The organism is Pseudomonas sp. StFLB209 (genome assembly GCF_000829415.1).
In the GTDB taxonomy this organism is placed as follows: Bacteria; Pseudomonadota; Gammaproteobacteria; order Pseudomonadales; family Pseudomonadaceae; genus Aquipseudomonas.
Window position 1 is genome coordinate 1,246,488 of sequence record NZ_AP014637.1, and the last position, 26,856, is coordinate 1,273,343.

Genomic DNA, 26,856 nt, shown 5'->3' on the forward strand with positions numbered 1-26,856 from the left:
TTCCTACAAATGCACTACGCCCTGACGGGGAACAGTGCAGTGCATGTAGTATGAGTGCCCGTCTTCCAGAGCTTCGGAGCCTGCCATGCCTATCGCCAAAGACCCTCGTGCCCATACCGCGCTCAGCCAGGGCGGTCGCAGCGCAGCCAGTGGCGCCGGGCTGTCGGTCAATCCGCCGGTGGTACGCATGAGCACCGTGCTGTTCGACAGCCTGGCCAGCCTGCGCGAAGCCGAAGAGCTGCGGGCGCAAAGCGAACGCTCGCTGACCTACGCGGCCAATGGCAACCCCACCGCCTTTGCGCTGGAGGACCTGATCAATGAACTCGAAGGCGCCCACGGCACCTGCCTGTACCCCACCGGGCTGAACGCGGTTGGGCAGATGTTTCAGGCTTTTCTGCGCCCCGGCCAGCACGTACTGATTACCGAGGCGGTGTATCCGCCCGTACGGCGTCTGGCGCGCACGCTGCTGACCGCCTTCGATATCGAATTCGATTACTACGCCGCTGATGGCAGCGATATCGAAGCCCTGATCAAGCCCAACACACGGATGATCTACGCCGAAGTCCCAGGTTCGCAGACCTTCGCGCTGTGCGACCTGCCGGCCCTGGCCCGGTTGTGTAAAACCCGCGAGCTGTTGCTGGCGGTGGATAACTCCTGGGGCTCGGGGGTGCTGTTCAAGCCACTGGAACTGGGCGCAGATATCTCGCTGATGGCCCTGACCAAATACGTGGCCGGCCATTCGGACGTGATGATGGGCAGCGTCAGCACCACGCAAGCGCACTTCAAGACCCTCAAGACCATGCAGATTGCCATGGGCAGTACCGTCAGCCCGGACGACGCCTATCTGGTGCTGCGCGGTGCCCGCAGCCTGGCCGCACGGCTGGCCATGCATGAGCGCAATGCCTTGCAGGTGGCGCAATGGCTCCAGGCCCAGCCCCAGGTCGCGCAGGTCATGTACCCGGCGTTGCCGGAGCACCCAGGTCATGCCCTGTGGCAACGCGACTTCCACGGCTGCAATGGCCTGCTCAGCTTTGAATTCAACAGCGATGCGGCAGGCACCACCGACCGTTTTGTCAGCGCCCTGAAGTTATTTGGCATCGGTTATTCGTGGGGCGGCTTCGAAAGCCTGGTCAGCGAGGTCTACCTGTTTACTGATGGCCGTAGCCGGCAGGTGCTGCGCTTGCAGATCGGCCTGGAAAATCCCGATGATCTGATCGCTGATTTGCAGGCCGGCTTTGGACACCTCTAAAAACTACCTGCTGGCTGGGCGCCTGCGGCGCTACGCGCGCCATCGCCTCCGTTTTTAGAGGCGCCCTTTTTGCGACTGCAGGCTGACAGCGGTTCGTCCGGCTGTGCAATTTGCCCCGATGGCGCGGCTCTGCTAGTGTCGCGCCGGTTCACCCTGACCGGAAATAGCTCATGGCTCGCAAGAAAGCTGCACTGGATTTCGAACAGTCTCTCGCCGATCTGCAAACGCTGGTAGAGCGTCTGGAAAATGGCGAGTTGTCGCTGGAGGACTCCCTGACGGCGTTCGAACAAGGCGTGCGCCTGACCCGCGATTGTCAGAGTGCGCTGGCCCAGGCCGAACAGAAGGTCCAGATCCTGCTTGAGCGTGATGGCGAACTGGCCGAAGCACCGTTTGAAAGTGACTCACTCCAAGCGGATCAAGCGCAATGATTGCAACCTACCAAGCACTGAGCCAGGCCCGCGTGGACCGTGCTCTGGAACCGCTGTTCAAGGCCCCGACCGCCGAGCTGGACCGCATCTATGCGGCAATGCGCTACAGCGTGATGAACGGCGGTAAACGGGTTCGCCCGCTACTGGCCTACGCGGCCTGCGAGGCCATGGGCGGCATCCCGGAACACGCCAATGGCGCAGCCTGTGCGGTGGAACTGATTCACGCCTACTCGCTGGTCCATGACGACCTGCCAGCCATGGACGATGACGACCTGCGGCGCGGCCAGCCAACGACCCACAAGGCCTTCGACGAAGCCTGCGCGATTCTTGCCGGCGACGGTCTGCAAAGCCTGGCATTCAGTGCCCTGACCGACCCGCAACTGAACGTGCGCGATGCGCAAACCCGCCTGCAGATGGTCGAGACCCTGGCCCGTGCCGCCGGTCCCGCCGGCATGGTCGGCGGCCAGGCCATCGACCTGGGTTCGGTGGGTCTGAAGCTTGATCAGGCTGCACTGGAGAACATGCACCGGCACAAGACCGGCGCCCTGATCGAAGCCAGTGTACGCCTCGGTGCCCTGGCCAGCGGCCACGCCGACAGCGAGCGGCTGGCGGCCTTGCAGGTCTACGCGCGCGCCGTCGGTCTGGCTTTTCAGGTTCAGGACGACATTCTCGACGTAGAGAGCGACACGGCAACGCTGGGCAAACGCCAAGGCGCCGATATCGCCCGCGACAAGCCGACCTACCCTGCACTGCTGGGGCTGGACGCCGCCAAGGCCTATGCTCTGGAGCTGCGTGACCAGGCACTTGAAGCCCTGCGACCATTCGACGCGGCCGCCGAACCGTTGCGCGCGCTGGCCCAGTACATTGTCGAGCGACGTAACTGACTGGCACCGCCTGTCGCCGTATGTTTCCCGCTAGCGAATCAATGCTGATCTGCCACGTCGAAACGTACAGCATTACTCATCCACGACGCGCTTCATGGGCAGCCTGCCATGCTTGATGTAAACTGCCGCGTCTTCTACTTATAACGATTCGCCTGATGCCCAAGACGTTCAAAGAGATTCCCCGCGAGCGCCCCGTCACGCCGTTGCTCGACCGTGCTGGCACACCGGACGCCCTGCGCCGCCTCGGCGAAGCCGAGCTGGAAACCCTGGCCGATGAACTGCGCCTTGAACTGCTCTACAGCGTAGGCCAGACCGGCGGCCACTTTGGCGCAGGTCTGGGTGTCATCGAACTGACCATCGCCCTGCATTACGTGTTCGACACGCCTGATGACCGCCTGGTCTGGGACGTCGGTCATCAGGCCTATCCGCACAAGATCCTCACCGGCCGTCGCCAGCGCATGCTGAGCCTGCGCCAGAAGGACGGCATTGCGGCATTCCCGCGGCGCAGCGAAAGCGAGTACGACACGTTCGGCGTCGGCCACTCCAGCACCTCGATCAGCGCCGCGCTGGGCATGGCCGTTGCCGCTCGTCTGCAAGGCATCGAGCGCAAGTCGATTGCCGTGATCGGCGATGGCGCGCTGACCGCCGGGATGGCCTTCGAAGCGTTGAACCATGCACCGGAAGTCAACGCCGACATGCTGGTGATCCTCAACGACAACGACATGTCGATCTCGCGCAACGTGGGCGGCCTGTCCAACTACCTGGCCAAGATCCTCTCCAGCCGCACGTACACCAGCATGCGTGAAGGCAGCAAAAAAGTGCTGTCGCGCCTGCCCGGTGCCTGGGAAATCGCCCGTCGTACCGAAGAATACGCCAAGGGCATGCTGGTGCCTGGCACGCTGTTCGAAGAGCTGGGCTGGAATTATATCGGCCCGATCGATGGCCACGACCTGCCGACTCTGGTCGCCACCCTGCGTAACATGCGCGACCTCAAGGGGCCGCAGTTCCTGCATGTGGTCACCAAAAAGGGCAAAGGCTTCGCCCCGGCGGAAGTCGACCCCATCGGTTACCACGCGATCACCAAACTCGACCCGCTGGACGCTCCGGCCGCCGCGCCGAAAAAACCCGGCGGGCCGAAATACGCCGGTGTGTTCGGCCAGTGGATCTGCGACATGGCCAGCCAGGACCTGCGGCTGGTGGGCATCACCCCGGCCATGAAGGAAGGCTCTGATCTGGTTGATTTCGCCGAGCGTTTTCCGCAGCGTTATTTCGACGTGGCGATTGCCGAACAACACGCAGTGACCCTGGCCGCCGGCATGGCCTGCGAGGGCAGCAAGCCGGTCGTGGCGATCTATTCGACCTTCCTGCAACGCGGTTATGACCAGTTGGTGCATGACGTGGCGGTGCAGAACCTCGACGTGCTGTTTGCCATCGACCGCGCAGGATTGGTGGGCGAAGACGGCCCGACCCACGCCGGCAGTTTCGACCTGTCTTACCTGCGCTGCATCCCGGGCATGCTGATCATGACCCCGAGCGATGAGAACGAGCTGCGCAAGATGCTGACCACCGGCTACCTGCACGAAGGCCCGGCGGCGGTACGCTATCCACGCGGCACCGGTCCGAACGCCACCATCGAGGCGGGTCTGGCGCCGATCGAGATTGGCAAGGGTGTAATCCGTCGCCAGGGTAACGGCGTAGCGATTCTGGTGTTTGGCGTGCAGTTGGCCGACGCGCTAAAAGCCGCTGAGCCGATTGATGCGACGGTGGTCGACATGCGTTTCGTCAAGCCGCTGGACGAAGCGCTGCTACGCGAAATCGCTGCCGGTCATGAGCTGTTGGTGACTGTCGAGGAGAACTCGGTGATGGGTGGCGCTGGCGCTGCGGTCAGCGAATTCCTCGCCCAGGCCAATATTCTCAAATCGGTACTGCATCTGGGGCTGCCGGACACCTATGTAGAGCACGCCAAGCCGGCGCAAATGCTGGCTGAATGCGGCCTGGATGCCGAAGGGATCGCGGCGGCGATTGCGCGGCGTCTGGAGTTGATGGGTAACTGACGCCTTCGCGGCTGAAGCGGATCGCCGCCCGGCCTCTCCTACGGTTTCACAAACCTTGCAGGAGCGGCCGGGCGGCGATCCGCTTCAGCCGCGAACGATCCGGTTCGGTGTATCGATCATTACCGCTTAGGCCGCAGGCTGCGGCGGCACCAGACGTGGAATACGGTACAGGAACAACAACCCGATACTGGCAAACGCCAGCAGGAACACCAGCGCGGCGTGAAGGCTGAACAACACGCCAATCGCCGCAAACCACGCCGGGGTACTGGCCGCCAGAAACGCGATACGCCGCACCGCCGCCAGGTTCAGCCAGGCAGCGGGCTCCTGCGCTGTATCCAGGTGAGTACGGGTGGTTTCCAGCGCACGCTTGTAGACGCCATGGGTCCTGACGCTGATCAACAACGACCCAGCGCCCATTGCAAACAACAGCAACGCCATGATCCCCGGCTCCGAAGCCTTGAAGAACAGACAGGCGAGCAGCAACGGCGCAAGGGTCAGGCCCAGTTGCCGCCACCAGGCCAGCTCCAGTCGCTGATACACCTCGCCCCGGGTCACGCCGGATCGACCTCGCTCTGATGCTCATTGCCCATCATATGGCCCAGCTTGCCGGCCTTGGTAGCCAGGTACAGCTTGTTATGCGGATTGCGCCCGGTGTGCAGCGGCACCCGCTCGGCAACCTTGATGCCCATGTCGGTCAGCGCCTTGACCTTGCGCGGGTTATTGGTCATCAGCCGTAGCGACTCCACGCCAAGGTGCTCAAGCATCGGCAGGCAGATCCCGTACTCACGCATGTCGGCGGCAAAGCCCAGGCGCTCGTTGGCCTCGACGGTATCGGCACCACCATCCTGCAGCTCATAGGCGCGGATCTTGTTCATCAGGCCAATACCTCGGCCTTCCTGGCGCAAATACAGCAACACACCACGGCCTTCTTCAGCAATCGCCCGCAGGGCTGCTTCGAGCTGGGAGCCGCAATCGCAACGCTGGCTGAACAACGCATCACCTGTCAGGCATTCGGAATGCACCCGGCCGAGCACAGGCGCGCCATCGGCGATCTCGCCAAGGCTCAGGACAACGTGTTCACGCCCGGTGGCCGACTCAAGAAAGCCGTGCATGGTGAATTGCGCAAAAGGCGTGGGCAATTTGGAAGCGGCGACAAAAACGACGGGCACCCTGTGCTCCTAAATGTGAAATCAGGCAAGCCGGCATTGTAACAGCAGGTTTGACACTCGCTTATGCCGAATTTTCGTACGTCAATATCAGAAAACTAGATTAAGTCGACGATCCACACCAGCCCTTGTAGCGACAACCAGGCCATCACACCGGCCAGTACGTCGTCGAACATGATGCCGATGCCGCCCTGGATATTCCGGTCGCACCAGCAAATGGGCCAGGGTTTAAGAATGTCGAAAAACCGAAACAACACAAAACCTGCGAGCAGCCAGTGCCAGCCCTCGGGAACCAGCCACAGGGTGATCCACATGCCGGCAATCTCATCCCAGACGATGCCTTCATGATCGTGCACGCCCAGATCATCGGCGACTCTGCCACACAGCCAGCAACCGAAGATCAGGGTGATCGCCAGCATCAGGCCGTAGCCCCAGCCCGGCAGCATCTGCCACAGGGGAATGAACGGCAGGGCGATCAGCGAACCCCAGGTGCCCGGTGCCTTGGGCAGGGTTCCGGTACCGAAACCAAACGCCATGAAATGCCAAGGGTTGGTCCATACCGAAGGCGGCACGTACTCGGCAGAAATCTTGTCGGGATTGTTATTCACTGTGAATCTCGAAAATGTTGATAACCGCGCACTGCCGGGGTGATGTCCTGGCCGTCTCGGTCGATCAGCGCAACGCCTTCGCCGGCAGTCACCTGACCGATGACAGTGATCGGCCAACCAGCGGCTTGCAAGTCGGCCAGCTGAGGGGCTGGCAGAGTAAAAGCCAGGACATAATCGTCACCGCCGCTCAGGGCTGCCTGTTGCGCAGCAACGTCGCCCAACAGGTCGAGCAGTGCACTGGACATCGGCAAACAGTCGCGTTCAACCAGCAGGCGCACGCCTGACGCCTTGGCGATATGCCCGCAGTCGGCCAGCAAGCCGTCGGAAATATCCAGCGCGGCCGTGGCCTTGCCGCGCAGGGCCATACCCAGCGCCAACTGCGGTTGTGGCGACCAGTAGCGGGCCAGCAGTGGCTCGCTGACAGCAGGCTCAGTGCTGCGCTCGCCCAGCACCAGCGGCAAGGCGCCCGCCGCATCGCCCAACGCCCCGCCGACACACAGCAGCTCGCCAATCTGCGCGCCGCCACGGGTCAGCGCCTGGCCGGCAGGCACAGCGCCAAAAACTGTCAGGGTCAGGCTCAGCGGGCCACGGGTGGTGTCGCCACCGATCAGGCGCAGCCCGCAGGCTTCGGCCATCCGATTGAGACCTTCGGCAAAGGCTTTGAGCCAGTCGGCCGTGAAGTCAGGAAGGGTCAGCGCGAGGGTGAAGCCAATCGGCCGGGCGCCCATCGCCGCCAGGTCGCTGGCGGAAACACCCAGGGCGCGCTGGCCAAGCAGGAAGGGATCACAGACAACCGGAAAGTGCACCCCGGCCACCAGGGTGTCGGTAGACACCGCCAGTTGCTCGCCCGCCGCCAGGCTGAGCAAGGCGCAATCGTCACCGATGCCCAGCGCGACCGACTCGCCGGGACGCGCACAGGGCGCGGCGGCGAAGTAGTGACGGATCAGTTCAAACTCACCCATGACAGCCTGCCTTATCGACAAGCCGATCAGCGCTTGTGAGCTTTGACTTCAGCAGCACGCAGGCTTGGCGCCAGTTTGTCCAGCACACCGTTGACGAACTTGTGGCCGTCAGTGGAGCCGTAGACCTTGGCCAGTTCGATCGCTTCGTTGATCACCACGCGATACGGCACGTCGATGCGACGCAGCAGTTCGAAGGTGGACAGCCGCAGCACGGCCAGTTCAACCGGGTCGAGTTCTTCGATGGTCAGGTCCAGGCACGGCTTGAGCGCGGTGTCGATCTCGCCCTTGTGGCTGGCCACGCCGTGCAGCAGTTCGCGGAAATAACCGCCGTCAACATTGCTGAAGTCGTTATCGACGCGAAACTGCGCTTCGATCTCGTTCAGCGAATGACCGGCCATCTGCCACTGGTACAACGCCTGGGTCGCCAGTTGCCGTGCTTCGCGGCGCTTGGCGGACTTGCTCTTGGCGACGTCCGGTGACTTGGGTTCGCGCGGGTTGAACTTGTCGCTTTCGTCGGAAATCACTTGGCCTCCAACTGCGCCAGCAGGCTGACCATTTCCAGAGCCGACAAGGCCGCTTCAGCACCTTTGTTACCGGCCTTGGTGCCGGAACGCTCGATGGCTTGCTCGATGGTGTCGACAGTCAACACGCCGAAGGCAACCGGTACGCCGAACTCCATGGAGACCTGGGACAGGCCCTTGACGCATTCGCCGGCAACGTATTCAAAGTGCGGGGTACCACCGCGAATCACCGCGCCCAGAGCAACGATGGCGGCAAATTCGCCGCGCTGGGCGACTTTCTGTACGACCAGCGGGATTTCGAAGGCACCCGGCGCGCGGATGATGGTGATGTCGCTTTCTTTGATGCCGTGGCGAACCAGCGCATCGATAGCACCGCTCACCAGGCTTTCCACTACGAAACTGTTGAAACGGCCAACCACAAGGGCGTAGCGGCCTTGTGGTGCGATGAAGGTACCTTCGATGGTCTTCAGGGTCATGCGCTTGAGTCCCGTATAAAGAGCGGGTTCGCCTCAGTGGCGAACATTGAAAATGTCAGGGCACCTCTAAAAACTACCTGCGTTGCCATCGCTGCATTGAAAACCGGCTCAAAATGCTCATTTACACCCCGTAAACTCCGCTTTCTCGCCGGTTCTCGCCTTGCGCTGACTGCCTCGCCTACATTTTTCGAGGTGCCCATTAGGTCATCAATCAAAAAGCACGACGCGCAGACGGCAAAAACCTGGGTTTTTGCTCTATCTGCGCGCGAGTTGTCATTCCGATGGCACGTATTCTACAACTTCCAGATCAAAACCGGATATCGCATTGAACTTCATTGGCGAACTCATCAGGCGCATCTTGCGCACACCGAGGTCGCGCAGGATTTGCGAACCGGCGCCCACCGTGCTGTAGGTGCTCGGCAACTTGATCGGCTGTTGCCCGGCGGTTTCCCGAATATGCGCCAACAGCACATCGCCATCAAGCGGGTGACCGAGCAGCAGCACGACACCGCTGCCGGCCTCTGCCACGGCTGCCATGGCGGCGCGCAGGCTCCAGCGGCCGGGCTGTTTGACCAGCAGCAGGTCGCGCAGCGGGTCCATGTTATGGACCCGCACCAGAGTCGGCTCTTCGGCGCAGATCTTGCCCAGGGTCAGGGCCAGATGCACTTCGCCTTCGACCGAATCACGGTAGGTCACCAGGTTGAAGTGCCCCACTTCGCTGTCCATCGGCTGCTCGGCAATCCGCTGAACGGTACGTTCGTGGGTCATGCGATAGTGAATCAGGTCGGCAATGGTGCCGATCTTGATGTCATGTTCAAGGGCGAAAGCTTCCAGCTCGGCGCGACGCGACATGGTGCCGTCGTCGTTCATGATTTCGCAGATCACCCCGGACGGCTCGAAACCGGCCATCCGCGCCAGGTCGCAGGCGGCCTCAGTGTGCCCGGCACGCGCCAGGGTGCCGCCAGGCTGGGCCATCAGCGGGAAGATATGGCCGGGGCTGACGATGTCTTCAGCCTTGGCATCCCTGGCCGCTGCCGCCTGCACAGTGCGTGCACGGTCGGCAGCAGAGATACCGGTGGTCACGCCTTCGGCGGCTTCGATGGACACCGTGAACTTGGTGCCGAAGCCAGAACCGTTGCGCGGCGCCATCAGCGGCAGCTTGAGCGTTTCACAACGCTCGCGGCTCATGGGCATGCAGATCAGGCCGCGCGCGTAGCGGGCCATGAAGTTGATGTGCTCAGGCTTGACGCATTCGGCGGCCATGATCAGGTCGCCTTCGTTCTCGCGGTCTTCGTCATCCATGAGGATGACCATCTTGCCCTGACGAATGTCTTCGATCAGGTCTTCAATCGTGTTGAGCGCCACGCGGCACCCCCTTAATTCAGGATTTCAGGTAGCCGTTGGCGGCCAGAAAGCTTTCGGTGATACCGCCCTGGGTCGGTTCGGCGGCCTTGTCGCCCAACAGCAGGCGCTCCAGATAACGCGCCAGCAGGTCGACTTCAAGGTTGACCTTACGCCCCGGGCGGTAGTCAGCCATGATGGTCTCGGCCAGGGTGTGCGGCACGATGGTCAGCTCGAACTCGGCGCCGTGCACGGCATTGACGGTCAGGCTGGTGCCATCAACGGTGATCGAGCCTTTGTGAGCGATGTATTTGGCCAGCTCACGCGGCGCACGCACACGGAACTGGATCGCCCGGGCGTTTTCTTCCCGCGAAACGATCTCGCCCACGCCATCGACGTGACCGCTGACCAAGTGGCCGCCCAGCCGTGAGCTGGGAGTCAGGGCCTTTTCCAGGTTGACCCGGCTGCCGGTCTTGAGGTCGACGAATGCGGTGACGTCGAGGGTTTCGCGGCTGACATCGGCCCAGAAACCGTCGCCTGGCAGTTCAACCGCGGTCAGGCACACGCCGTTGACCGCGATACTGTCGCCGAGCTTGACATCGCTCAGGTCGAGTTTGCCGGTCTCCACATACACCCGAACGTCGCCGCCTTTGGGAGTCAGTGCACGGATGCTGCCGATCGATTCGATGATGCCGGTAAACATGGGGATCCTCCGCAGGAACAGGCTGCACGCCAACAGGCGCCAGGGCAAAGCCGGAAATTATACGCCGCGTCTGGGCGCAGGCAGAGCAATGACGTGCCAATCGCTGCCAACTGCACGCATTTTCACGATATTGAGCTCCAAGGCTTCATCCATTCGCGACAACGGCAAATCCAGCAACGGCCTGGCGCTGGAGCCGAGGAACTTGCCGGCGATGAAGATCTGGTATTCGTCGACCAGGCCAAGCTGAGCGAAGGCCCCGGCCAGTCGTGGGCCGGCCTCGACCAACACGTCATTGGCACCGCGCGCGCCCAGCTCAAGCAGCAAAGCGCGTAAATCGACATGCCCCTGCGCACCGGGCAGGCTGAGCAATTCATGGCCCTGCGCCTGGTAATGCGCCACGGCATCGGCGCCCGCACAAGCCGCCACCAGCGCCGGGCCAGCCTGGAAGAAAGCGCTGTCCAGAGGCACTCGCAAGCGGCCATCGACCAGGACCCGCAATGGTGCCCGGCTGGCGGCCAGAGCGGTCTGCTCTGGGTCCAGAGCCAGTTGTTCGGGGCGCACTGTCAGCCGTGCGTTGTCGGTGAGTACCGTGTCGGCACCGCTGAGCACTACGCTCGATTGGGCGCGCAAACGCTGGACGGCGGCACGCGCCTCGGGACCTGTGATCCATTGGCTTTCGCCGCTGGCCATCGCCGTGCGCCCGTCCAGGCTCATGGCCAGCTTGACCCGCACATAAGGCAGGCCGCTTTCCATACGTTTGATAAAGCCTTTGTTCAGCTTACGCGCCTCGGCTTGCAGCACACCGCTGTGGACTTCGATGCCAGCGTCGTGCAGGCGCTGCAAGCCACGCCCGGCCACTTGCGGATTGGGGTCCTGCATCGCCGCCACCACCCGCCCCACGCCTGCCTTGACCAATGCGTCAGCGCACGGTGGGGTGCGGCCATGATGGCTGCACGGTTCAAGAGTGACATAGGCGGTGGCCCCACGGGCCTGTTCACCGGCCTGACGCAGGGCATGCACTTCGGCATGCGGCTCACCGGCCCGTACATGCCAGCCTTCGCCCACCACCTGAGCATCGCGCACGATCACGCAACCGACCCGCGGGTTGGGATGGGTGGAGTAACGCCCCTTGCGTGCCAGCTCCAGCGCGCGAGCCATGTAACCGGCGTCGAGTACCGCTTGCTGCGCGCTCATTCCTTGCCCGGCTCACGAGCCAGGCGCTCGATCTCTTCGCGAAATTCGTTGAGGTCCTGAAAGCGCCGATACACCGAAGCAAAGCGGATGTAGGCAATCTCATCGAGCTTTTGCAACTCGCCCATGACCAGCTCACCCACCACAAGCGACTTGAGCTCACGCTCGCCGGTCGCTCGCAGCTTGTGCTTGATATGCACCAGCGCCGCTTCCAGGCGTTCAACACTGACAGGACGCTTTTCCAGCGCCCGCTGCATGCCGGCCCGCAGTTTTTCTTCATCGAAAGGCTGACGTCTGCCGTCCTGCTTGATCAGCCGCGGCATGACCAGTTCGGCGGTCTCGAAGGTGGTAAAACGCTCGCCGCAGGCCAGACACTCGCGACGGCGACGGACCTGCTCGCCTTCGGCAACCAGGCGCGAGTCGATGACTTTGGTGTCATTGGCAGCGCAGAAGGGACAGTGCATGGTGGCAAGCCACTGAAAAAGGGGAGCGCCATGGTAGCGCATCTCGTCGCCAAGACAAGACTCAGAGCGCTGGACACAGCGCCACGGCAATATGAAACTGCCGTCACGTTTACCCGATGCCGGAGCCGATGCGTGCTCCTCCACTGTTTTAGCTGGAGTATTCATGTCACCAAGACATTTCGCCGTGCTCGGCCTGGTTGCACTGCTGGGCGCCTGCAGCAGCAATGAAGCACCGGAGCCGACCCCGGCCCGCCCGGCGCAAGCCGTCGTCAAGAAGCCGGAAGGTCCAGGCCCGCTATTGCCACATCAGCGTGAATTGAGCGGCCAGTTGCTGGGCATCCCGGCAGGCGCGGAAGTCGAACTGGCGATTCTGGTGATCGACGAGCGCGGTCGGCCGCAGAAGCTGCTGGCCAGTACCAAACTCCAGGGCAACGGCCAGTCGCTGCCGTTCCAGGTGCGCTTCAACCCCGAGGCGTTCCCGGCCGGCGCGCGGGTCGAGCTGCGCGGGCGTGCCAGCCAGTCCGGCCAGTTGATCCTGCATCTGCCTGCGCTGCGCATCGAGCAGCCCAATACCCAGGCACTCGGCCCGTTGCAACTCGTCAAGGCGCCGTGAAAGTCCTGCAACACGCATTAAGCCAATTACTTGGCGATGCCCGGCTGGTGGTCACGCCGCTGCCGGGCACCGACCTGAGCCTGTGGCTGATCGACGAGCAGAACATGGACCGGGCATTCAGCCCCGAAGAAACCCGGCGCATTCTCGAACAACCGCCCTACTGGGGTTTCTGCTGGGCCAGCGGCCTGGCACTGGCGCGCTTTGTGGCCGAGCAGCCGCACTGGGTGGCCGGCAAGCGGGTGCTGGATTTCGGCTCTGGCTCCGGAGTGGCGGCCATTGCTGCGGCCAAGGCCGGGGCACTGGAGGTGGTGGCTTGCGACCTTGACCCGCTGGCCCTTCATGCCTGCCGAGCCAACGCCGCACTCAATGGCGTGAAGCTCAGTTACTCGACAGACTTCTTTGCCGAGGCCGACCGCTTCGACCTGATTCTGGTCGCTGACGTGCTCTACGACCGCGCCAACCTGCCACTGCTGGATCATTTTCTCAGCCGCGGCCATCAGGCACTGGTGGCCGACTCACGGGTGCGCGACTTCCAGCATCGGTCCTACCAGCGCCTGGCCAGCCTGCAGGCGCTGACCTTGCCGGACCTGGCCGAGCCCCATGAATTTCGCCATGTCAGCCTGTATCACGCCAGCCGCTCGGAGCACACAGCTTTCAGCAATGCCTTGTGACCTTTATAGTTGGCAGCATCCCGAGATGCGAGACGCGCAATGAGCCAGGACACGCCTTATATCTACGACGTAACCGTCGCCACCTTCGATCAACAGGTCATCGAGAAGTCCTTCCAGCAACCGGTACTGGTCGATTTCTGGGCCGAGTGGTGCGCGCCATGCAAGGTACTGATGCCGCTGCTGGCACAGATCACCGAGGGCTATCAGGGCAATCTGATACTGGCCAAGGTCAACTGCGACATCGAACAGGAAATCGTCGGCCGCTTCGGCATCCGCAGCCTGCCGACCATCGTGTTGTTCAAGGACGGCCAGCCGGTCGACGGGTTTGCCGGCGCACAACCGGAGTCGGAAATCCGCAAATTCCTGGAGCCGCACGTGCAACTGCCGGCACCGGCGGCTGCCGACCCGTTGCAACTGGCCGGGCAACTGTTTGCCGAAAGCCGGTTTGCCGAAGCCGAAGCGCAGCTCAAGGTGCTGCTCAGTGAAGACAACAGCAACGCCAAGGGTCTGATCCTGTATGCACGCTGCCTGGCTGAACGCGGTGAACTGGGCGAAGCACGCACCGTACTGGATGCGGTCAACAGCGACGATGCACACAAGGCTGAACTGGCCGGTGCCAAAGCGCAATTGACCTTCCTCGGCCAGGCCGCGCAACTGCCGCAAAGCGCTGAGCTCAAGAGCCGCCTGGCGCAGAACCCACAGGACGACGAAGCCGCTTACCAACTGGCCGTCCAGCAACTGGCGCGCCAGCAGTACGAGGCGGCACTCGAAGGCCTGCTCAAGCTGTTTGTCCGCAACCGTGGTTACAGCGAAGGCCTGCCGCACAAGACCTTGCTGCAAGTGTTCGATCTGCTCGGCAATGACCATCCTCTGGTCACGACCTACCGCCGCAAGCTGTTCGCCGCGCTTTATTGAACCCAGCTGTACAGCGGCGCATCAGCGCCGCTTTCGACCTTGACCTGGGCGTTGTGACGTAGCCGCACCAGCAAGCGCTTGGCCGCTGCGGCGCTGCCGGCCAGGCTTTCAAGTTGCCCGAGCAGGTCCGGGCCGCTCAATGCACCGGCTTGTTGCAGCAGCTGTTGGGCGTGTTGCCACAGCCGGTCGTCCTGGTTGAGCGGCTGGCTGGTCGCCGTAGGCCGGGCGTCCTCGGACGTCGCAGCCTGCTGGCCATTGCCTGGCTGCGCGGTGCCGAACCCGGCAAACAACCTCGCCCAATCGCCTTCATCCATTTCAATCTCAAGGTCCACCGGCCACTGGCCGATGCTTCCGCGAATCCGCAGCATGGTCTGCCCCTTCCAACAATCAGATACGCATGCTCCCACAGCTGCCCTCGGCAGCGGCAAAAAAAACCGCTATCATTGCCGACCTCTGTTATAAGATTACATTACATTACATTTCAAGTCATCCCGCCGGAGTCCGTTATGCGCCGTCTGTTGCTCGCCCTGCCCTTCGCCCTGCTGCCGCTGGCTTTCGCCCAGGCCGCAGCGGAGCACGATCATGACCATGAGCACGACCACGGCAGCCTGGGCGCCCATGAACACGGTGTCGGTCGCCTGGATGTGGTACTTGAAGGCAAGACACTGCAAGTGCAATTCGAAAGCCCGGCGATGAACATTGTCGGCTTCGAGCACGCCCCGAGCAGCGCTGAAGACAAAGCCAAAGTCGCCAAGGCCCGCGAATATCTGCTCAAGCCCAACGCGCTGTTCAGCATCTCTGAAGCCGCCCATTGCTCGGCCCGTTCGGTGAAGCTGGAAAGCCCGCTGTTTGGCGACAAGCCAGATGAACATGACCACGCCAAGGATCACGATCACGCGAAACCTGCCGAGAGCGGCGAGCACGAACACAGTGAAATCCACGCCAACTACATCTTCACTTGCGATGCACCGGCGATTCTGAAGAAACTCGACCTGAGCCAGGTCTTCAAGACCTTCCCTGACACCAAGAAGCTCCAGGTGCAGCTGATTTCTCCTGGCGGCCAGTCCGGTGCCGAGGTCATCGCAGCCAATCCGAGCGTCAAGTTCTGAGTCTGTGGCTGTATCAGCGACCGGGCTTGCCCGGTCGTTTCGTTTTCCCCATTTGAGAGTCAGGGCATGAACCAGGCACTTATCGAGCTGAGCGAACTGGGCTTTAACTGGCCCGGCCAACCACAGTTGCTGGACATCCCGGCTTTTCGTCTGGAGGCTGGCGAAACACTGTTTCTCAAAGGCCCCAGTGGCAGCGGCAAAACCACTCTGCTGGGCCTGCTGGGCGGTGTGCAGACGCCGGTCAGCGGCAGTGTCCGGCTGTTGGGGCAAGAGCTGACCGGGCTGTCAGCCGCCGCTCGCGACCGCTTCCGGGTCGACCACACCGGGTATATTTTTCAGCAGTTCAACCTGCTGCCGTTTCTGTCGGTACGGGAGAACGTCGAACTGCCCTGCCACTTTTCCAAAGTCCGTGCAGGTCGCGCCAGCCAGCGTCATGGGTCAGTGGCCAAGGCAGCCAGCGAGCTGCTGAGCCATCTGGGCCTGCACGATGCGACCTTGCAGGAACGTCGCGCCGACTCGCTGTCGATCGGCCAGCAACAGCGGGTCGCCGCCGCCCGCGCATTGATTGGCCAGCCGGAGCTGGTAATCGCCGACGAGCCGACCTCGGCGCTGGACGCCGACGCCCGCGAGGCCTTCCTGCAACTGCTGTTCGCCGAGTGCCGTGCCGCCGGCTCCAGCCTGTTGTTCGTCAGCCATGACCAGAGCCTGGCGCCGCTGTTCAACCGCAGCCTGTCGCTGGCCGAACTCAATCGCGCCGCCGCCGTGGAGAATTGAGATGTATCTGTTTCGCCTGGCCATGGCCAGCCTGGCCAACCGCCGCTTCACCGCATTCCTGACCGCCTTCGCCATCGCCTTGTCGGTGTGCCTGCTGCTGGCCGTGGAACGGGTACGCACCGAGACCCGCAGCAGCTTCGCCAGCACCGTCAGCGGTACTGATCTGATCGTTGGCGCCCGCTCCGGCTCGGTCAACCTGCTGCTGTACTCGGTGTTCCGCATTGGCAACGCGACCAACAATATTCGTTGGGAGAGCTTCGAACACTTCGCCCAGCATCGTCAGGTAAAGTGGGCAATTCCGATTTCCCTGGGCGACTCGCACCGTGGCTATCGGGTGATGGGCACCAGCGAGGCGTACTTCGAGCACTACCGCTACGGCCGCCAGCAACCGCTGGAACTGGCCCAGGGCCGCGCATTCCAGACCGACCCTTTCGAGGTGGTGCTGGGCGCCGAGGTGGCCGAGGCGCTGCATTACCAGTTGGGCGACAAACTGGTGCTGGCCCATGGTGTGGCCACCATCAGCCTGGTCAAGCACGACGACAAGCCCTTTACCGTGGTGGGCATTCTCAAGCGCACCGGCACGCCGGTGGACCGCACCCTGCACATCAGCCTCGGCGGCATGGAGGCGATTCACATCGACTGGCACAACGGCGTACCCGCGCGCGGCAACCAACAAATCTCCGCCGACCAGGCGCGCAATATGGACCTGACGCCCACGGCGATCACCGCCATGATGCTCGGCCTGAACAGCAAGATTTCGACCTTTACCCTGCAGCGTGAAGTCAACGAGTACCGGGGTGAACCGCTGCTGGCGATCCTGCCGGGCGTGGCCTTGCAGGAGCTGTGGAGCCTGATGGGCACGGCTGAGAAAGCGCTGTTCGTGATCTCGCTGTTCGTGGTGCTGACCGGGCTGATCGGCATGCTCACGGCCATCCTGACCAGCCTCAACGAGCGGCGCCGGGAAATGGCGATCCTGCGCTCGGTGGGCGCACGCCCCTGGCATGTCGCCAGCCTGCTGATTCTGGAAGCCTTTGCCTTGGCCCTGATTGGCGTATTGGCTGGGCTTGCGCTGTTGTACACCGGCATCGCCGCCGCACAAGGTTACGTCCAGTCCGAATACGGTCTGTATCTGCCGCTTTCCTCGCCCAGCCAATATGAATGGAGCCTGCTTGCTGGCATTCTGGGCGCTGCGCTGGTGATGGGTGTGGTGCCAGCCTGGCGTGCCTATCGTCAGTCACTGGCCGACGGGCTTTCGATTCGTTTATGAGGATGTTGATCATGCGGCGCCTGCTGCTTGCCCTGTTGCTTTCGGTCCCCCTGTCGTCCTGGGCGGCCGAGCCCCGCGTGCTGACCTGGAACGACATGATTCCAGCAGACGCGCCGCCGGTGACGCCAATCACCCAGCCGATCCATGACCTGTCGAAAATGGCCGACGCGCTGAGCATGGAATCAGCCCCCGCCGCCCACCAGCAAGCCCCCGACGCGCCGGTGGTCAAAGCGCTGGACGGCAAACTGGTGCGCCTGCCGGGTTATATCGTGCCACTGGAAGTCAGCGAGGAAGGCCGGGTGACCGAGTTTCTGCTGGTGCCGTTCTTTGGCGCCTGCATCCACGTACCACCACCACCGGCCAATCAGATCGTGCATGTCACCAGCGAGCTGGGCGTGAAGGTCGAAGAGCTGTACCAGCCGTACTGGATCGAAGGACCGATGCAGGCCAAACATACCAGCAGCGAACTGGCCGAGGCCGGCTACCAGATGGTGGCAGACAAGATTTTTGTCTACGAACTGTCGGATTCCTGAAAGGTCGATTTCAACGCAGTGTTGCCGAGTGCAGCCATTTTGTAGACACCCTCTGAGTGTCATCACACTTTCATTGAGCTGAGTCAAAACCGCGACGCAGACGCTTTTTTAACATGGCTCCAGACTTTTTAACCGCTCTGGAGCCTTTGATGAACAAGTCCCTGCTGTGCGCATCCCTTTGTGCACTCGCCCTCGCCGCCCCGCTGGTTGCCCATGCTCACCAGGCCGGTGATTTCATCGTGCGTGCCGGCGTTGCCCACGTCGACCCGCATGAAGACAGCGGTGAAGTGCGTCTGGATGGCAGCAAGGTTTCCGGCACCAAAGCCTCGGTTGATGGCGAAAACCAACTGGGCCTGACCTTTGCCTACATGCTGACCGAGCATGTCGGTATCGAGTTGCTGGCCGCTACACCGTTCAGCCACACCGTCTCGGTTCATGGCCTCGGCCCAGGTCTGGATGGCAAGCTGGCCGATATCAAGCAACTGCCACCAACCCTGTCGCTGCAGTACTACCCAATGGCCGCCTCGTCTGCCTTCCAGCCGTATGTCGGCGTGGGCATCAACTACACCAAATTCTTCGATACCGACCTGGCGGGTAACCGCAAGGACCAGGGCTTCAGCAACCTTAAGCTCAAGGACTCGGTGGGCCTGGCCGGTCAGGTGGGCGTGGATTACCAACTGACCGATCACGTCATGCTCAACGCCTCGGTGTGGTACGTGGACATCGACACCAAGGCCAGCGTCGACGGTCCGTCAGCGCTGAGTGTTGGCAAGACCAAGGTGGATGTGGATATCGACCCGTGGGTTTACATGGTGGGTGTGGGTTACAAGTTCTGAGCCGGCACACCGGATAAATAAAAAAGGCACTTCAGTGATGAAGTGCCTTTTTTGTAGCGTTGCATCAAGCGCTATTCAGCGCCCCAACAGCCTGGCCAGGCCGTCAGTCAGCGGCATCGGCGTTTCGAGGGTGAAACGCTGCAACAGGCGCTGGTTATTGGCCCGGGAATGGCGGATATCACCAGGGCGCGCCTGCTGATAGCTCACCTCTGGCAGGCTGCCAACCACATCCTTCAGAGCCGCCAGCAACTGATTGAGCGAGGTGGTCTGGTTCAGGCCGACGTTGATCGCGCCCTCTTCAACTGTCGGCTGCTCCAGTGCCTGGACCAGTAGCTTGACCAGATCGCCAATGTAGAAGAAATCGCGGGTCTGCTCGCCATCGCCGAACACACTGATCGGCTTACCCTGGGTGGCGCGCTCGGCGAAGATGCTGATCACCCCCGAGTACGGCGAGGACGGGTCCTGGCGTGGCCCGAAGATGTTGAAGAAGCGGAACACCACCGGCTCCAGCGCATGCTGACGGCGATAGAAATCCAGGTAATGCTCGCTGGACAGTTTGTCGCTGGCATAGGGAGTCAGCGGCGCCTTGGGGGTGTCTTCGCTGATCGGCTCGCCTTCGCCATTGTTACCGTACACAGCAGCACTGGAGGCGAACACCACCCGCTTGATGCCCGCCTCGCGCATGGCCTCACAGACGTTCAGGGTCCCGATGAAGTTGCTCTGGTGCGTCTTTACCGGGTCGTCCACCGAAGCCTGTACCGAAGCCACAGCGGCCAGATGCACTACCGCCTGACAACCCACGGCAGCGCGTGCGACCAGTGCCGCGTCAGCCACATCACCTTCGATCAGTTCGACGTTGGGGTTATCCAGCGGCAGGTTGCTGCGCTTGCCGGTGGACAGGTCGTCGAGAATCCTGACCGGGTAACCTTTGGCCAACAGGGCGTCGGCCAGATGTGAGCCGATGAAACCGGCACCGCCGGTAATCAGGATAGGAGCGTCAGACATGCCGATAATACCGGTCTAGCAGAACGGGCAACCCGGCGCGCCAGGCGCGTGGCTTGATCCCGAAGGTATGAAGGATTTTCTTGCAGGCCAGCACCGCGTGCTGCGGCTCTTCAGCTGCATCGGGCCGCGCCGCGTGAGCCTGTGCGGTCGGTGCTTCGATGGCCAGCGGGTGCAACAGCCGCGCCTCGGTAAGAATCGCCTGGCCCAGGGCAATCGGCGTGGTGGCTTCGTGGCCGGCGTAGTGATAGGTGCCCCACAGAGGTGCCTCGCAGTCGAGCTGCTTGAGCACCGAGAGCAGGACCCGCGCGGCGTCATCGACGGGCGTCGGATTACCGCGTCGGTCATCGGCCAGCAACAACTCTTCAGCGTCCTTGGCGCGGCTCAGAAAACGCCCGAGCACGCCATCCGGGCTGTCGTCGAGCAGCCAGCCAAAGCGTACCAGCACATGCTGCGGACACGCGGCGCGAACGCTCTGCTCGATCCGCCAGAGTGCCTGGCCGCGCAGGCCCAGCGGCACCGGCTCGTCCTTTTCGCTGTAGGCAGTCGCTCGCGAGCCGTCGAAGACCCGGTAGCTGGACGGTTGCAGCAAGGTAATACCGTGATGCTGGCACAGTTCGGCCAAGCGCTCTACGGAGCGTTCCTGGGCGTCCAGGCGCGCTTCGTTGACAGTTTCGGCCTGGAACCAGTCGTAGTAATAGGCCAGGTTGATCAGGGCGTCGGGGCGGGTGTCGTCGAGCAGTTGCGTGAGGCTGGCTGCGTCCCAGCCGTCTTGCGGCGGACGCGGTGCGAGGAACGCGATATCGTCCTCGGCACCCAGTCGTATCAGCGCCTGCCCGAGGGCATTCCCGCCGCCCAACAGCATAAGGCGCATTCGCATAGAGTCAGCAGGCTCGGTCTCGGTTTTTATCAAATCATCAGGTTCAAAACGCCTGCAAACATAACACGTTGCCCGCCGGTGCCCAACAGTTGTGCGCTGCCCTTGCCGTCATGCGCCAGCAGGGGCTGGTGGCCCTTCTAGCGCCGGCGGGCGGTGCGCGGCTCCGGGGTTCATGACCATCTGCGGGTAAGTCTGGGCGAAGTGGACCTTCGGATGCTGGTCAACGCGCTTTTTGAGCCGTTCGTTAAAGGCTCGGCCAACGCTGTATTGCCCGCCTGAAGAGGTGCGGAACTGCGCGGTCAGCACCACGCCGTTGAGGTCCATACGGTCGACACCGAAGACCTCCAACGGACCTTGCAGGTTGTTCTTGAGCAGGATGTCTTCAGTGATCGAATGACCGGTCTCGCGGATCAGCGCCAGCGCCTCGTCAATATCGGTGTCATAAGTGAACTGCACCGAGAAGAACGCATAGGCAAACTGCCGCGACTGGTTAGTGACTGCCTTGATCTGGCCGAACGGCACCGAGTGCACAAAGCCTTTGCCGTCACGCAGGCGCACCGTGCGGATCGTCAGGCTTTCGACCGTACCTGAATGGCCGGTGCTGAGCACCACCCAGTCGCCGACCGAAAAGGTGTCTTCGATGATGATGAACAGGCCGGTGATCACATCTTGCACCAGTTGCTGCGAGCCGAAACCGATTGCCAGGCCCACGACACCGGCACCCGCCAGCAATGGCGCAACGTTGATGCCCAGGTTGGCCATGGTGGTAATGGCGCAGATCACCACGAGGATGATTTTTATCGCATTACGCAGCAGCGGCAAAATGGTCTTGACCCGGGTGCTGGGCTGGCGGCCGGAGCGATGGTTGACCGGCGGCTTGAGCGCTTCCTGAATCGCCGTATCAAGGACCACCCAGAGCAGCCAGGTCACCAGGAAAATCAGGCCAATACTGCTCAGCGAATCGCTGATCGCCCTGCCGAGGCTGTTGCGCTGGGCGAACTCGAACAGCGAAAAGCCCCATATACGCCCCAACACCTCAATGAAGGTCACCGCCAGCACGATGCGCAGGCAGGCATACACCAGGCTGAGCAAGCGCGCTTTATAAGCATGGCCGGTGCGTACCGCAGGGTCCGAGGGCTGCTTGAAGAAGTGCTGGAACACGGTACTGAGAAACACCGTGGCAATCAGCAACAAGGTTGTGAACAGCGCGCAGCGCAGGGTCTCTTGGCTGTCCTCACCAGCGCCGATCAGATTGATTGCCGAGACCATGATCATCAACAGAATCGGCAGATTCCACAGGTTGGAGAAGATCTTCAGCGACTGTTGCAGCGCTGGCTGGCGCATACGGCTGCTCAGCGCCCGGTTGCGAATCAGGTGTGCCACCGGGCGGCGCATGCGGATAACCAACACACAGAACACCGCAGAGGCAAACAGGCCAGTGAACACCGCGATGCTGGTCGTGACGTTGCTGCCAATCTGCCGCGCGATCTGCGGGCTGGTCAGGGCATCGCTGAGCGCCGCCAGAAAGCCGATGACGAACAGCGGCGTCGGCGTGTAACGACGCAGGATCTTCACCGCCGTACGCTTGTGCCCGGCATTGAACATGACAATCACGCACAGCAGTACCGAGGTCGAAAACACACCGCTGCTGGTGGCGTAGGCAAAACACAAAGCCAGCGCCCGGCCAATCGAAGACGGTAGAAATTGGCTGACATACAGGGTCAAGGGCAGGCAGATCAGCGCTGGAACCGTGAACGGCAATACGTACTTGAGCAGCGCCTGACTGCGCGTTCGGGTCCTCATGAAGGCTCGCCGGTTCAGGCGTTTGGCGATAAAGCGCCCCAGACCATGGAGCAGCACAAATGTACCGATCCAGACCACCGACAGCACCAGAAAGTCGCCCACCATCTGCCAGGCGCTGCGTTGCGAAGGCTTGTTGACCAGCTTGTCGAGCTCTGTGGCGGCCCGGTCTGCACGCAGCCGCCAGGTATCGACCAGGTCACCGTTGAGATTCAGCGCTCGCTGAACATCGTCGATGCTGCTGCTCAGAGCCCCCAGCAGGCCGCCCTCGACAAGGATTTCAGCGGCTGGCGGTTCCGCCTCGGCGGGTTTGTCGGTTTCAGGCTCCTTTTTCTCCTCGACCGAAGTTTTCTCGGCAGGCCCGGAGGCGGCCTTGTCATCGGGCTTGTCGGCAGCAGCAGCGCCGAGCGGCAGGGCCGGGACTTCAGCAGCGTGCACGGTCAGGTTGCCCGCAAACGAAAGCACCACTAACAGAATCAGGATCTTTAACTGAACCGCCACGCTGCACTCTCCTCCATCCAGATATCCGATGGGGCTTATCCCCAAGGAACTGATCCCTGCGCGACCCGCAAAGTTCGCCTGAGTGGGCAAGAAATTGGCTGATATTGCGATGCAGGACATTTCAAGGACAACAGCGGGAGGTTGCCGTTAGGCATGCGCCCATCAGACGCTTACCGCGGATCTGTGCACTGCCTCCCTGAGAACCTGACGGCTTTTTTTGATTGACGGGTCCATCTCACAAAGATGCTGCCAGAACTTCTCTGCCTGAGTCTCCAGAGGCTGCTTAAGGCGAATCAGCTCGATACTCAAGGTGATGTCATGCTCTTCCCCGCCCGCCCGAACCAGCCTTTTTCGTTCCATGTCCTGGATGACAATTGCCCATGGCAACCAAGCCACGCCAAGTCCCATAAGCGCCATGGAATGCAAGCCATCGGCCAGCGAGCTGTCATGAATGGCAGTGAGCACCGGCAGGTTTTTTGCGATATCGAGTTTTCTTTCCAGCGCCCAGCCCAGAGAGCACTCAGGCTGATAGCGCAAATAAGATACCTCACCGCTCGCCGGCTCAAGACTGTTCAGTGCCGCCCCCAGCATGTCAGGGGCACTGACCGGGACCAGGCGCTCATGGCCCAGCGTCAGGATGTCGAACTGCTGAAAGTCGACGGCGCCTGACAAACAATCACGGATACCGTTGCCCTCATCGCTAAAGGCGACGACGAAGTCTGCCTTTCGATCAGATAACGCGCGAAAACAGCCAGGCAAGTTGGCGAAGTCAATCGAAAACCGTGTAGCGCTCGACTGATTGCGCACTCTGGGCAGCCAGTCAGGGAAGAAGGCCCTGGACATGATATGCGGGGCTGCCAGGGAAATATGCAAGCGCTTGTGCTCTCTGGCGCGGGCGACTGCAGCTTTGGCGTTGTCCAGCAACGCGACCGCGTCAAGCGCAGCGGCCTGCAACTGTTCGCCTGCATCGGTCAGCTCAAGCCGGTGTCGGGACCGATCAAAAACCGGTGCGCCCAACCACTCTTCAAGACTGTTTATGCGTCGGCTCAACCCTGAGGTCGTCACATTGCAACGTTCAGCGGCCTGAGAAAAACTGAGAATACGCGCCAGCACCAGGAAATCTTTCAAAGTCCGAAGATCGCTCATCTTGCGAATCTCGCCATATCCGTTGACGCCGCATCATGGCATGACCGATTCAGCGCGGCAAAGCGCTGCGCACTCATCCGACGCCGCCATTGTTGCAACGCCTCTTGCCAAAACCGCAATGGCATCTGTCAGCGGTACTGCTAAAAAGCGGACGCTGCCCGGATGGCAGTCAGATGGAATGACTTTTACAAGGAAGTGCAGATGAGTACGCCACACAAGACATTGATCCTCGGGTGCGCTTCCACGGGCGCCAAGTTCACGCCGCGCAATCATTACATCACGGGTGATCAACTGCTGGACTCTATTTGCACCGGGGCAACCATTCATGCCAGCGAACAAGCGATCGTCGACGAAGCGATCGAACTCTATGAATCAGGCTGCCGCTACTATCACTACCACGCTCGTAACCCGCTGACCCGGGAACAGACCACCGACAATGAGATTTATCAGTCGGTCAGCCGCACCATTCAGCGCGCCTGCAAAGACACCCTGCTCAGTTTTGGCGCCAGCCGCAATGGTCGTGAAGTACAAGACAACATCAAGAAATTCGGCGAATGGGAGCGCGTCAGCCAGTGTGCCTTGCCTTTGCACTTTGGTGGTGCCCACTTCGTGACGATTCAGGCTGCCATCGAGCTGCAAGTCATCTGTGACATGGAAAGAAAGCTGAGGAAGTTTGACATCGAGTACCTGTCCAGCGCTCAGTTTTCTCAGGACATCAACAGCTACACGCCCTCTGACCGCGTGGTGAAAGCCACCATGGAAACAAACTCTACAAGTAAAGGCGCTGATTACGGCAGCACCTCGCCGTTGATCCAGTTCCAGATCTACCGCAACGCCATTGCCGCACGCCAACAACTGGGCCTGTTCCATGAAGTGGAATGGGTGCAACTGACGCGCAGTTACGGCATGACGCGATTTGCCGTCGAACACCCGGCCCTGCGCCTGGGCAGTTCGGGGCAGTTGAATATCATCCTGCTGTTCGGTTTTTCGAGTCGCCTGCCGTTTCCTCAGACCTACGAAGAGTTCTGCAATATCGTCGACATTGCCAAGAGCCTTGAATACGACCTGGCCAACCCGAACGAAATAAAGCGCAAGGTGACCATCACTGTTGGCGCTGCGGTCATGCCACAACATGCCGAGCTGCACTACCAGCCTGTCGATGTAGGGCCACAGAAAGGCACGCCAATGTGTGCGCTCAGACGTCTGGCCACCTATGCCGCGCAACCCGACAGCAAGGTCGATATTCTTCGTGTGGGCATGGAGGACACGCCGTACAGCGTGGATAACGAGGGACGTGTGCATATGGGCGATAATCTGCAACTGCTGCATATCGCCCTTGAACAGGTCACGGCCAACGGCGCGAGCATAGAAACGGCTCCGGAAAGCATCATTCATCGAATGGGGCTGGATCTGGTCAGGACGGAATACCTGGCCACCCAACGCCAGACGCCACTGGGCGACTGTGGACCGACCTCCTTGTATCAGGAAACTGTTCTATGAGCGCTACAGACAACCCGCGCCAGCAATCAAACTATCGCTGGGTCATCCTCTTGATCGCCACCATTGCCCAAGCCAGTGCGTGCTTCTTCGTTCAAGGGATTGGCGCAATTGCGATTTTCATTCAACAGGACTGGCACCTGTCGGTCTTGCAGATTGGCCTGTTAGTGTCTGCCGCGCAGCTGATTCCGATAGTGGGGCTGCTGGTGGCGGGTGAGTTACTGGATCGTTTCGATGAGCGCTGGGTTGTCGGTATCGGCACCTTGCTTGTGGCAGCGGCGCTCTGTGCGGCGATGTTCGCCAACAGCTACCTTATGTTGTTGCTGTTTCTGATCATCGTCGGTGCCGGCTATAGCACCGCTCAGCCAGGCGGCAGCAAATCGGTTTCCAGTTGGTTCTCCAGGCACCAGCGCGGCTTTGCGATGGGCATCCGCCAAGCCGGGCTGCCACTGGGGGGCGCGTTGTCGGCCGCGATGCTGCCGTATATTGCCACCCGCTGGGGCTGGCAATGGTCGTTTCTGGCCGGCGGGCTGGTGGCCCTTGCCGGTGCCGTGATCTTCCTGCTGTTTTACCGCAGCGCCAACCCGGCCCCAGGCGAGCAAGGCCCGGCGCGAGCTGCTGCGCAGGATCTCAAGGCAACCCTGGCATCGCGCTTCTCGATGCTGAAGGAGCCGGCGATGAAGCAGATCATGATCTCCGGGATCAGCCTGATCTCGGTGCAATACGGCATCCTGATTTTCACCGCACTGTATCTGTACGACCGACTGGACTTGAGCATCACGGCGGCGGCCTCATTGCTCTTTATCGCCCAAGGGGCCGGGGTAATGGGCCGGATCATCCTGGCGGCATGGAGTGACCGGTGTCAGTCAGGGCGCTACTTTCCCGTTATGACTTGCATGCTGGCCATTATCGTTGGCCTGTTGACCCTGATCTGGATGCCTATGCATACCTTCGTCCTGCTGGCGCTGCTGGCAGGCTGGCTCGGCTTTTTCGGGTTTGGCTGGTACGGTCCCTGGGTCGCCTATGTCGCGGAGTCCGCCCCGGCGAGCAAAACCGGTTTTGCACTGGGACTGGCCATGGCCTGTAATCAGGTCGCTATTGTGCTCATGCCACCTGCGCTGGGCTTACTCAAAGACCTGACGCACAGCTACATTCCCGGCTGGAGCCTGTTGATCGTCATGACGCTGGTGGCGCTGGTCATCTCCGCACGCAATGCCTTGAGCTTTCCCAGGCTGGCCTGGGGACGCAAATAACCCGATGCGTAA

Annotated in this window: 29 protein-coding genes; 14 read left to right on the forward strand and 15 right to left on the reverse strand. The window is 61.6% G+C overall.

The genetic code is table 11. The features are described from left to right. Nucleotides 1-85: 85 nt before the first annotated feature. The 4 genes from metC to dxs all read left to right on the forward strand — a co-directional run bounded on the left by metC (nt 86) and on the right by dxs (nt 4,615). On the forward strand, nt 86-1,249 hold the full coding sequence (metC, locus tag PSCI_RS05725) for a cystathionine beta-lyase (protein WP_045483956.1): 1,164 nt from the start codon (nt 86-88) through the stop codon (nt 1,247-1,249). A 170-nt stretch (nt 1,250-1,419) separates the two neighbouring features. Then, complete coding sequence (locus PSCI_RS05730) at nt 1,420-1,677, forward strand: exodeoxyribonuclease VII small subunit (RefSeq protein WP_045483958.1); 258 nt, start codon at nt 1,420-1,422, stop codon at nt 1,675-1,677. Beyond that, nucleotides 1,674-2,561: a (2E,6E)-farnesyl diphosphate synthase gene (ispA, locus tag PSCI_RS05735; protein WP_045483960.1), complete on the forward strand. Its 888-nt coding sequence runs from the start codon at nt 1,674-1,676 to the stop codon at nt 2,559-2,561. Before PSCI_RS05730 ends, ispA begins: the two co-directional genes overlap by 4 nt. 155 nt (nt 2,562-2,716) lie before the next feature. Further along, a complete protein-coding gene (gene dxs, locus PSCI_RS05740; protein WP_045483963.1) occupies nt 2,717-4,615 on the forward strand; it encodes a 1-deoxy-D-xylulose-5-phosphate synthase in 1,899 nt (632 codons plus the stop codon). A 126-nt stretch (nt 4,616-4,741) separates the two neighbouring features. On the opposite strand, the gene PSCI_RS05745 is transcribed toward dxs, so the two are convergent. The 10 genes from PSCI_RS05745 to nrdR all read right to left on the reverse strand — a co-directional run bounded on the left by PSCI_RS05745 (nt 4,742) and on the right by nrdR (nt 12,047). Continuing rightward, nucleotides 4,742-5,170, reverse strand: coding sequence for a hypothetical protein (locus PSCI_RS05745; protein WP_045483966.1), 429 nt, complete (start codon nt 5,168-5,170; stop codon nt 4,742-4,744). Then, the gene (ribA, locus tag PSCI_RS05750) at nt 5,167-5,784 is read right to left on the reverse strand and encodes a GTP cyclohydrolase II (RefSeq protein ID WP_045483968.1); all 618 of its coding nucleotides are present in this window, start codon (nt 5,782-5,784) and stop codon (nt 5,167-5,169) included. Before ribA ends, PSCI_RS05745 begins: the two co-directional genes overlap by 4 nt. A 95-nt stretch (nt 5,785-5,879) precedes the next feature. Next, complete coding sequence (locus tag PSCI_RS05755) at nt 5,880-6,389, reverse strand: phosphatidylglycerophosphatase A family protein (protein WP_045483972.1); 510 nt, start codon at nt 6,387-6,389, stop codon at nt 5,880-5,882. After that, complete coding sequence (gene thiL / locus PSCI_RS05760; RefSeq protein ID WP_045483975.1) at nt 6,386-7,351, reverse strand: thiamine-phosphate kinase; 966 nt, start codon at nt 7,349-7,351, stop codon at nt 6,386-6,388. Before thiL ends, PSCI_RS05755 begins: the two co-directional genes overlap by 4 nt. Before the next feature lie 26 nt (nt 7,352-7,377). Then, nucleotides 7,378-7,875, reverse strand: a complete 498-nt coding sequence (nusB, locus tag PSCI_RS05765; RefSeq protein ID WP_045483978.1) for a transcription antitermination factor NusB — start codon at nt 7,873-7,875, stop codon at nt 7,378-7,380. Continuing rightward, nucleotides 7,872-8,348 carry a 6,7-dimethyl-8-ribityllumazine synthase gene (ribH, locus tag PSCI_RS05770; RefSeq protein WP_045483981.1) on the reverse strand — a complete coding sequence of 159 codons (477 nt, stop codon included), beginning with the start codon at nt 8,346-8,348 and terminating at the stop codon, nt 7,872-7,874. The genes nusB and ribH overlap by 4 nt, the downstream gene beginning before the upstream one ends. A gap of 273 nt (nt 8,349-8,621) precedes the next feature. Further along, the gene (ribBA, locus tag PSCI_RS05775; protein ID WP_045483984.1) at nt 8,622-9,713 is read right to left on the reverse strand and encodes a bifunctional 3,4-dihydroxy-2-butanone-4-phosphate synthase/GTP cyclohydrolase II; all 1,092 of its coding nucleotides are present in this window, start codon (nt 9,711-9,713) and stop codon (nt 8,622-8,624) included. 16 nt (nt 9,714-9,729) lie between these two features. After that, a complete protein-coding gene (locus tag PSCI_RS05780; RefSeq protein WP_045483987.1) occupies nt 9,730-10,392 on the reverse strand; it encodes a riboflavin synthase in 663 nt (220 codons plus the stop codon). A gap of 57 nt (nt 10,393-10,449) precedes the next feature. After that, complete coding sequence (ribD, locus tag PSCI_RS05785; protein ID WP_045483990.1) at nt 10,450-11,586, reverse strand: bifunctional diaminohydroxyphosphoribosylaminopyrimidine deaminase/5-amino-6-(5-phosphoribosylamino)uracil reductase RibD; 1,137 nt, start codon at nt 11,584-11,586, stop codon at nt 10,450-10,452. Beyond that, a complete protein-coding gene (gene nrdR / locus PSCI_RS05790) occupies nt 11,583-12,047 on the reverse strand; it encodes a transcriptional regulator NrdR (RefSeq protein ID WP_045493887.1) in 465 nt (154 codons plus the stop codon). The genes ribD and nrdR overlap by 4 nt, the downstream gene beginning before the upstream one ends. A gap of 163 nt (nt 12,048-12,210) precedes the next feature. Here nrdR and PSCI_RS05795 point away from each other — a divergent pair, with 163 nt between their 5' ends. Genes PSCI_RS05795 through trxA form a run of 3 tightly spaced genes read left to right on the forward strand, consistent with a single transcriptional unit; the run spans nt 12,211 to nt 14,246 of the window. Continuing rightward, nucleotides 12,211-12,660, forward strand: a complete 450-nt coding sequence (locus PSCI_RS05795) for a YbaY family lipoprotein (protein ID WP_045483993.1) — start codon at nt 12,211-12,213, stop codon at nt 12,658-12,660. Then, nucleotides 12,657-13,331, forward strand: a complete 675-nt coding sequence (locus tag PSCI_RS05800) for a class I SAM-dependent methyltransferase (RefSeq protein ID WP_045483996.1) — start codon at nt 12,657-12,659, stop codon at nt 13,329-13,331. The genes PSCI_RS05795 and PSCI_RS05800 overlap by 4 nt, the downstream gene beginning before the upstream one ends. A 39-nt stretch (nt 13,332-13,370) precedes the next feature. After that, nucleotides 13,371-14,246 (forward strand): thioredoxin, encoded by an 876-nt coding sequence (gene trxA / locus PSCI_RS05805; RefSeq protein ID WP_045483998.1) that lies wholly within the window; start codon nt 13,371-13,373, stop codon nt 14,244-14,246. Here the strand turns inward: trxA and PSCI_RS05810 are convergent. Further along, on the reverse strand, nt 14,240-14,614 hold the full coding sequence (locus PSCI_RS05810) for a hypothetical protein (protein ID WP_045484001.1): 375 nt from the start codon (nt 14,612-14,614) through the stop codon (nt 14,240-14,242). The two genes, trxA and PSCI_RS05810, sit on opposite strands and share 7 nt — an antisense overlap. A gap of 138 nt (nt 14,615-14,752) precedes the next feature. On the opposite strand from PSCI_RS05810, the gene PSCI_RS05815 reads away from it, so the two are divergent. The 5 genes from PSCI_RS05815 (at nt 14,753) to PSCI_RS05835 (ending at nt 18,765) form a co-directional block, all read left to right on the forward strand. Then, nucleotides 14,753-15,355, forward strand: coding sequence for a DUF2796 domain-containing protein (locus PSCI_RS05815; protein WP_045484004.1), 603 nt, complete (start codon nt 14,753-14,755; stop codon nt 15,353-15,355). A gap of 66 nt (nt 15,356-15,421) precedes the next feature. Continuing rightward, a complete protein-coding gene (locus PSCI_RS05820; protein ID WP_045484007.1) occupies nt 15,422-16,129 on the forward strand; it encodes an ABC transporter ATP-binding protein in 708 nt (235 codons plus the stop codon). A 1-nt stretch (nt 16,130) separates the two neighbouring features. Further along, on the forward strand, nt 16,131-17,396 hold the full coding sequence (locus PSCI_RS05825; protein ID WP_045484010.1) for an ABC transporter permease: 1,266 nt from the start codon (nt 16,131-16,133) through the stop codon (nt 17,394-17,396). A gap of 11 nt (nt 17,397-17,407) precedes the next feature. Further along, nucleotides 17,408-17,929: a DUF3299 domain-containing protein gene (locus PSCI_RS05830; protein WP_045493890.1), complete on the forward strand. Its 522-nt coding sequence runs from the start codon at nt 17,408-17,410 to the stop codon at nt 17,927-17,929. A 149-nt stretch (nt 17,930-18,078) separates the two neighbouring features. Then, the gene (locus PSCI_RS05835; RefSeq protein ID WP_045484014.1) at nt 18,079-18,765 is read left to right on the forward strand and encodes an OmpW/AlkL family protein; all 687 of its coding nucleotides are present in this window, start codon (nt 18,079-18,081) and stop codon (nt 18,763-18,765) included. A 75-nt stretch (nt 18,766-18,840) separates the two neighbouring features. Here PSCI_RS05835 and PSCI_RS05840 read toward each other — a convergent pair whose 3' ends face one another. The 4 genes from PSCI_RS05840 to PSCI_RS05855 form a co-directional block, all read right to left on the reverse strand. Further along, on the reverse strand, nt 18,841-19,770 hold the full coding sequence (locus tag PSCI_RS05840) for an NAD-dependent epimerase/dehydratase family protein (RefSeq protein WP_045484035.1): 930 nt from the start codon (nt 19,768-19,770) through the stop codon (nt 18,841-18,843). Further along, the gene (locus tag PSCI_RS05845) at nt 19,763-20,647 is read right to left on the reverse strand and encodes a sugar nucleotide-binding protein (RefSeq protein ID WP_084709864.1); all 885 of its coding nucleotides are present in this window, start codon (nt 20,645-20,647) and stop codon (nt 19,763-19,765) included. Before PSCI_RS05845 ends, PSCI_RS05840 begins: the two co-directional genes overlap by 8 nt. 108 nt (nt 20,648-20,755) lie before the next feature. Continuing rightward, nucleotides 20,756-22,948, reverse strand: coding sequence for a mechanosensitive ion channel family protein (locus PSCI_RS05850; protein WP_045484038.1), 2,193 nt, complete (start codon nt 22,946-22,948; stop codon nt 20,756-20,758). Between the two features lie 162 nt (nt 22,949-23,110). Beyond that, nucleotides 23,111-24,094 (reverse strand): LysR family transcriptional regulator, encoded by a 984-nt coding sequence (locus PSCI_RS05855; protein ID WP_045484039.1) that lies wholly within the window; start codon nt 24,092-24,094, stop codon nt 23,111-23,113. Between the two features lie 201 nt (nt 24,095-24,295). Between PSCI_RS05855 and PSCI_RS05860 the strand changes: the two genes are divergently transcribed. Further along, on the forward strand, nt 24,296-25,594 hold the full coding sequence (locus PSCI_RS05860; RefSeq protein WP_045484045.1) for a 3-keto-5-aminohexanoate cleavage protein: 1,299 nt from the start codon (nt 24,296-24,298) through the stop codon (nt 25,592-25,594). Further along, a complete protein-coding gene (locus PSCI_RS05865) occupies nt 25,591-26,844 on the forward strand; it encodes an MFS transporter (protein WP_045484050.1) in 1,254 nt (417 codons plus the stop codon). The genes PSCI_RS05860 and PSCI_RS05865 overlap by 4 nt, the downstream gene beginning before the upstream one ends. Nucleotides 26,845-26,856: the final 12 nt, after the last annotated feature.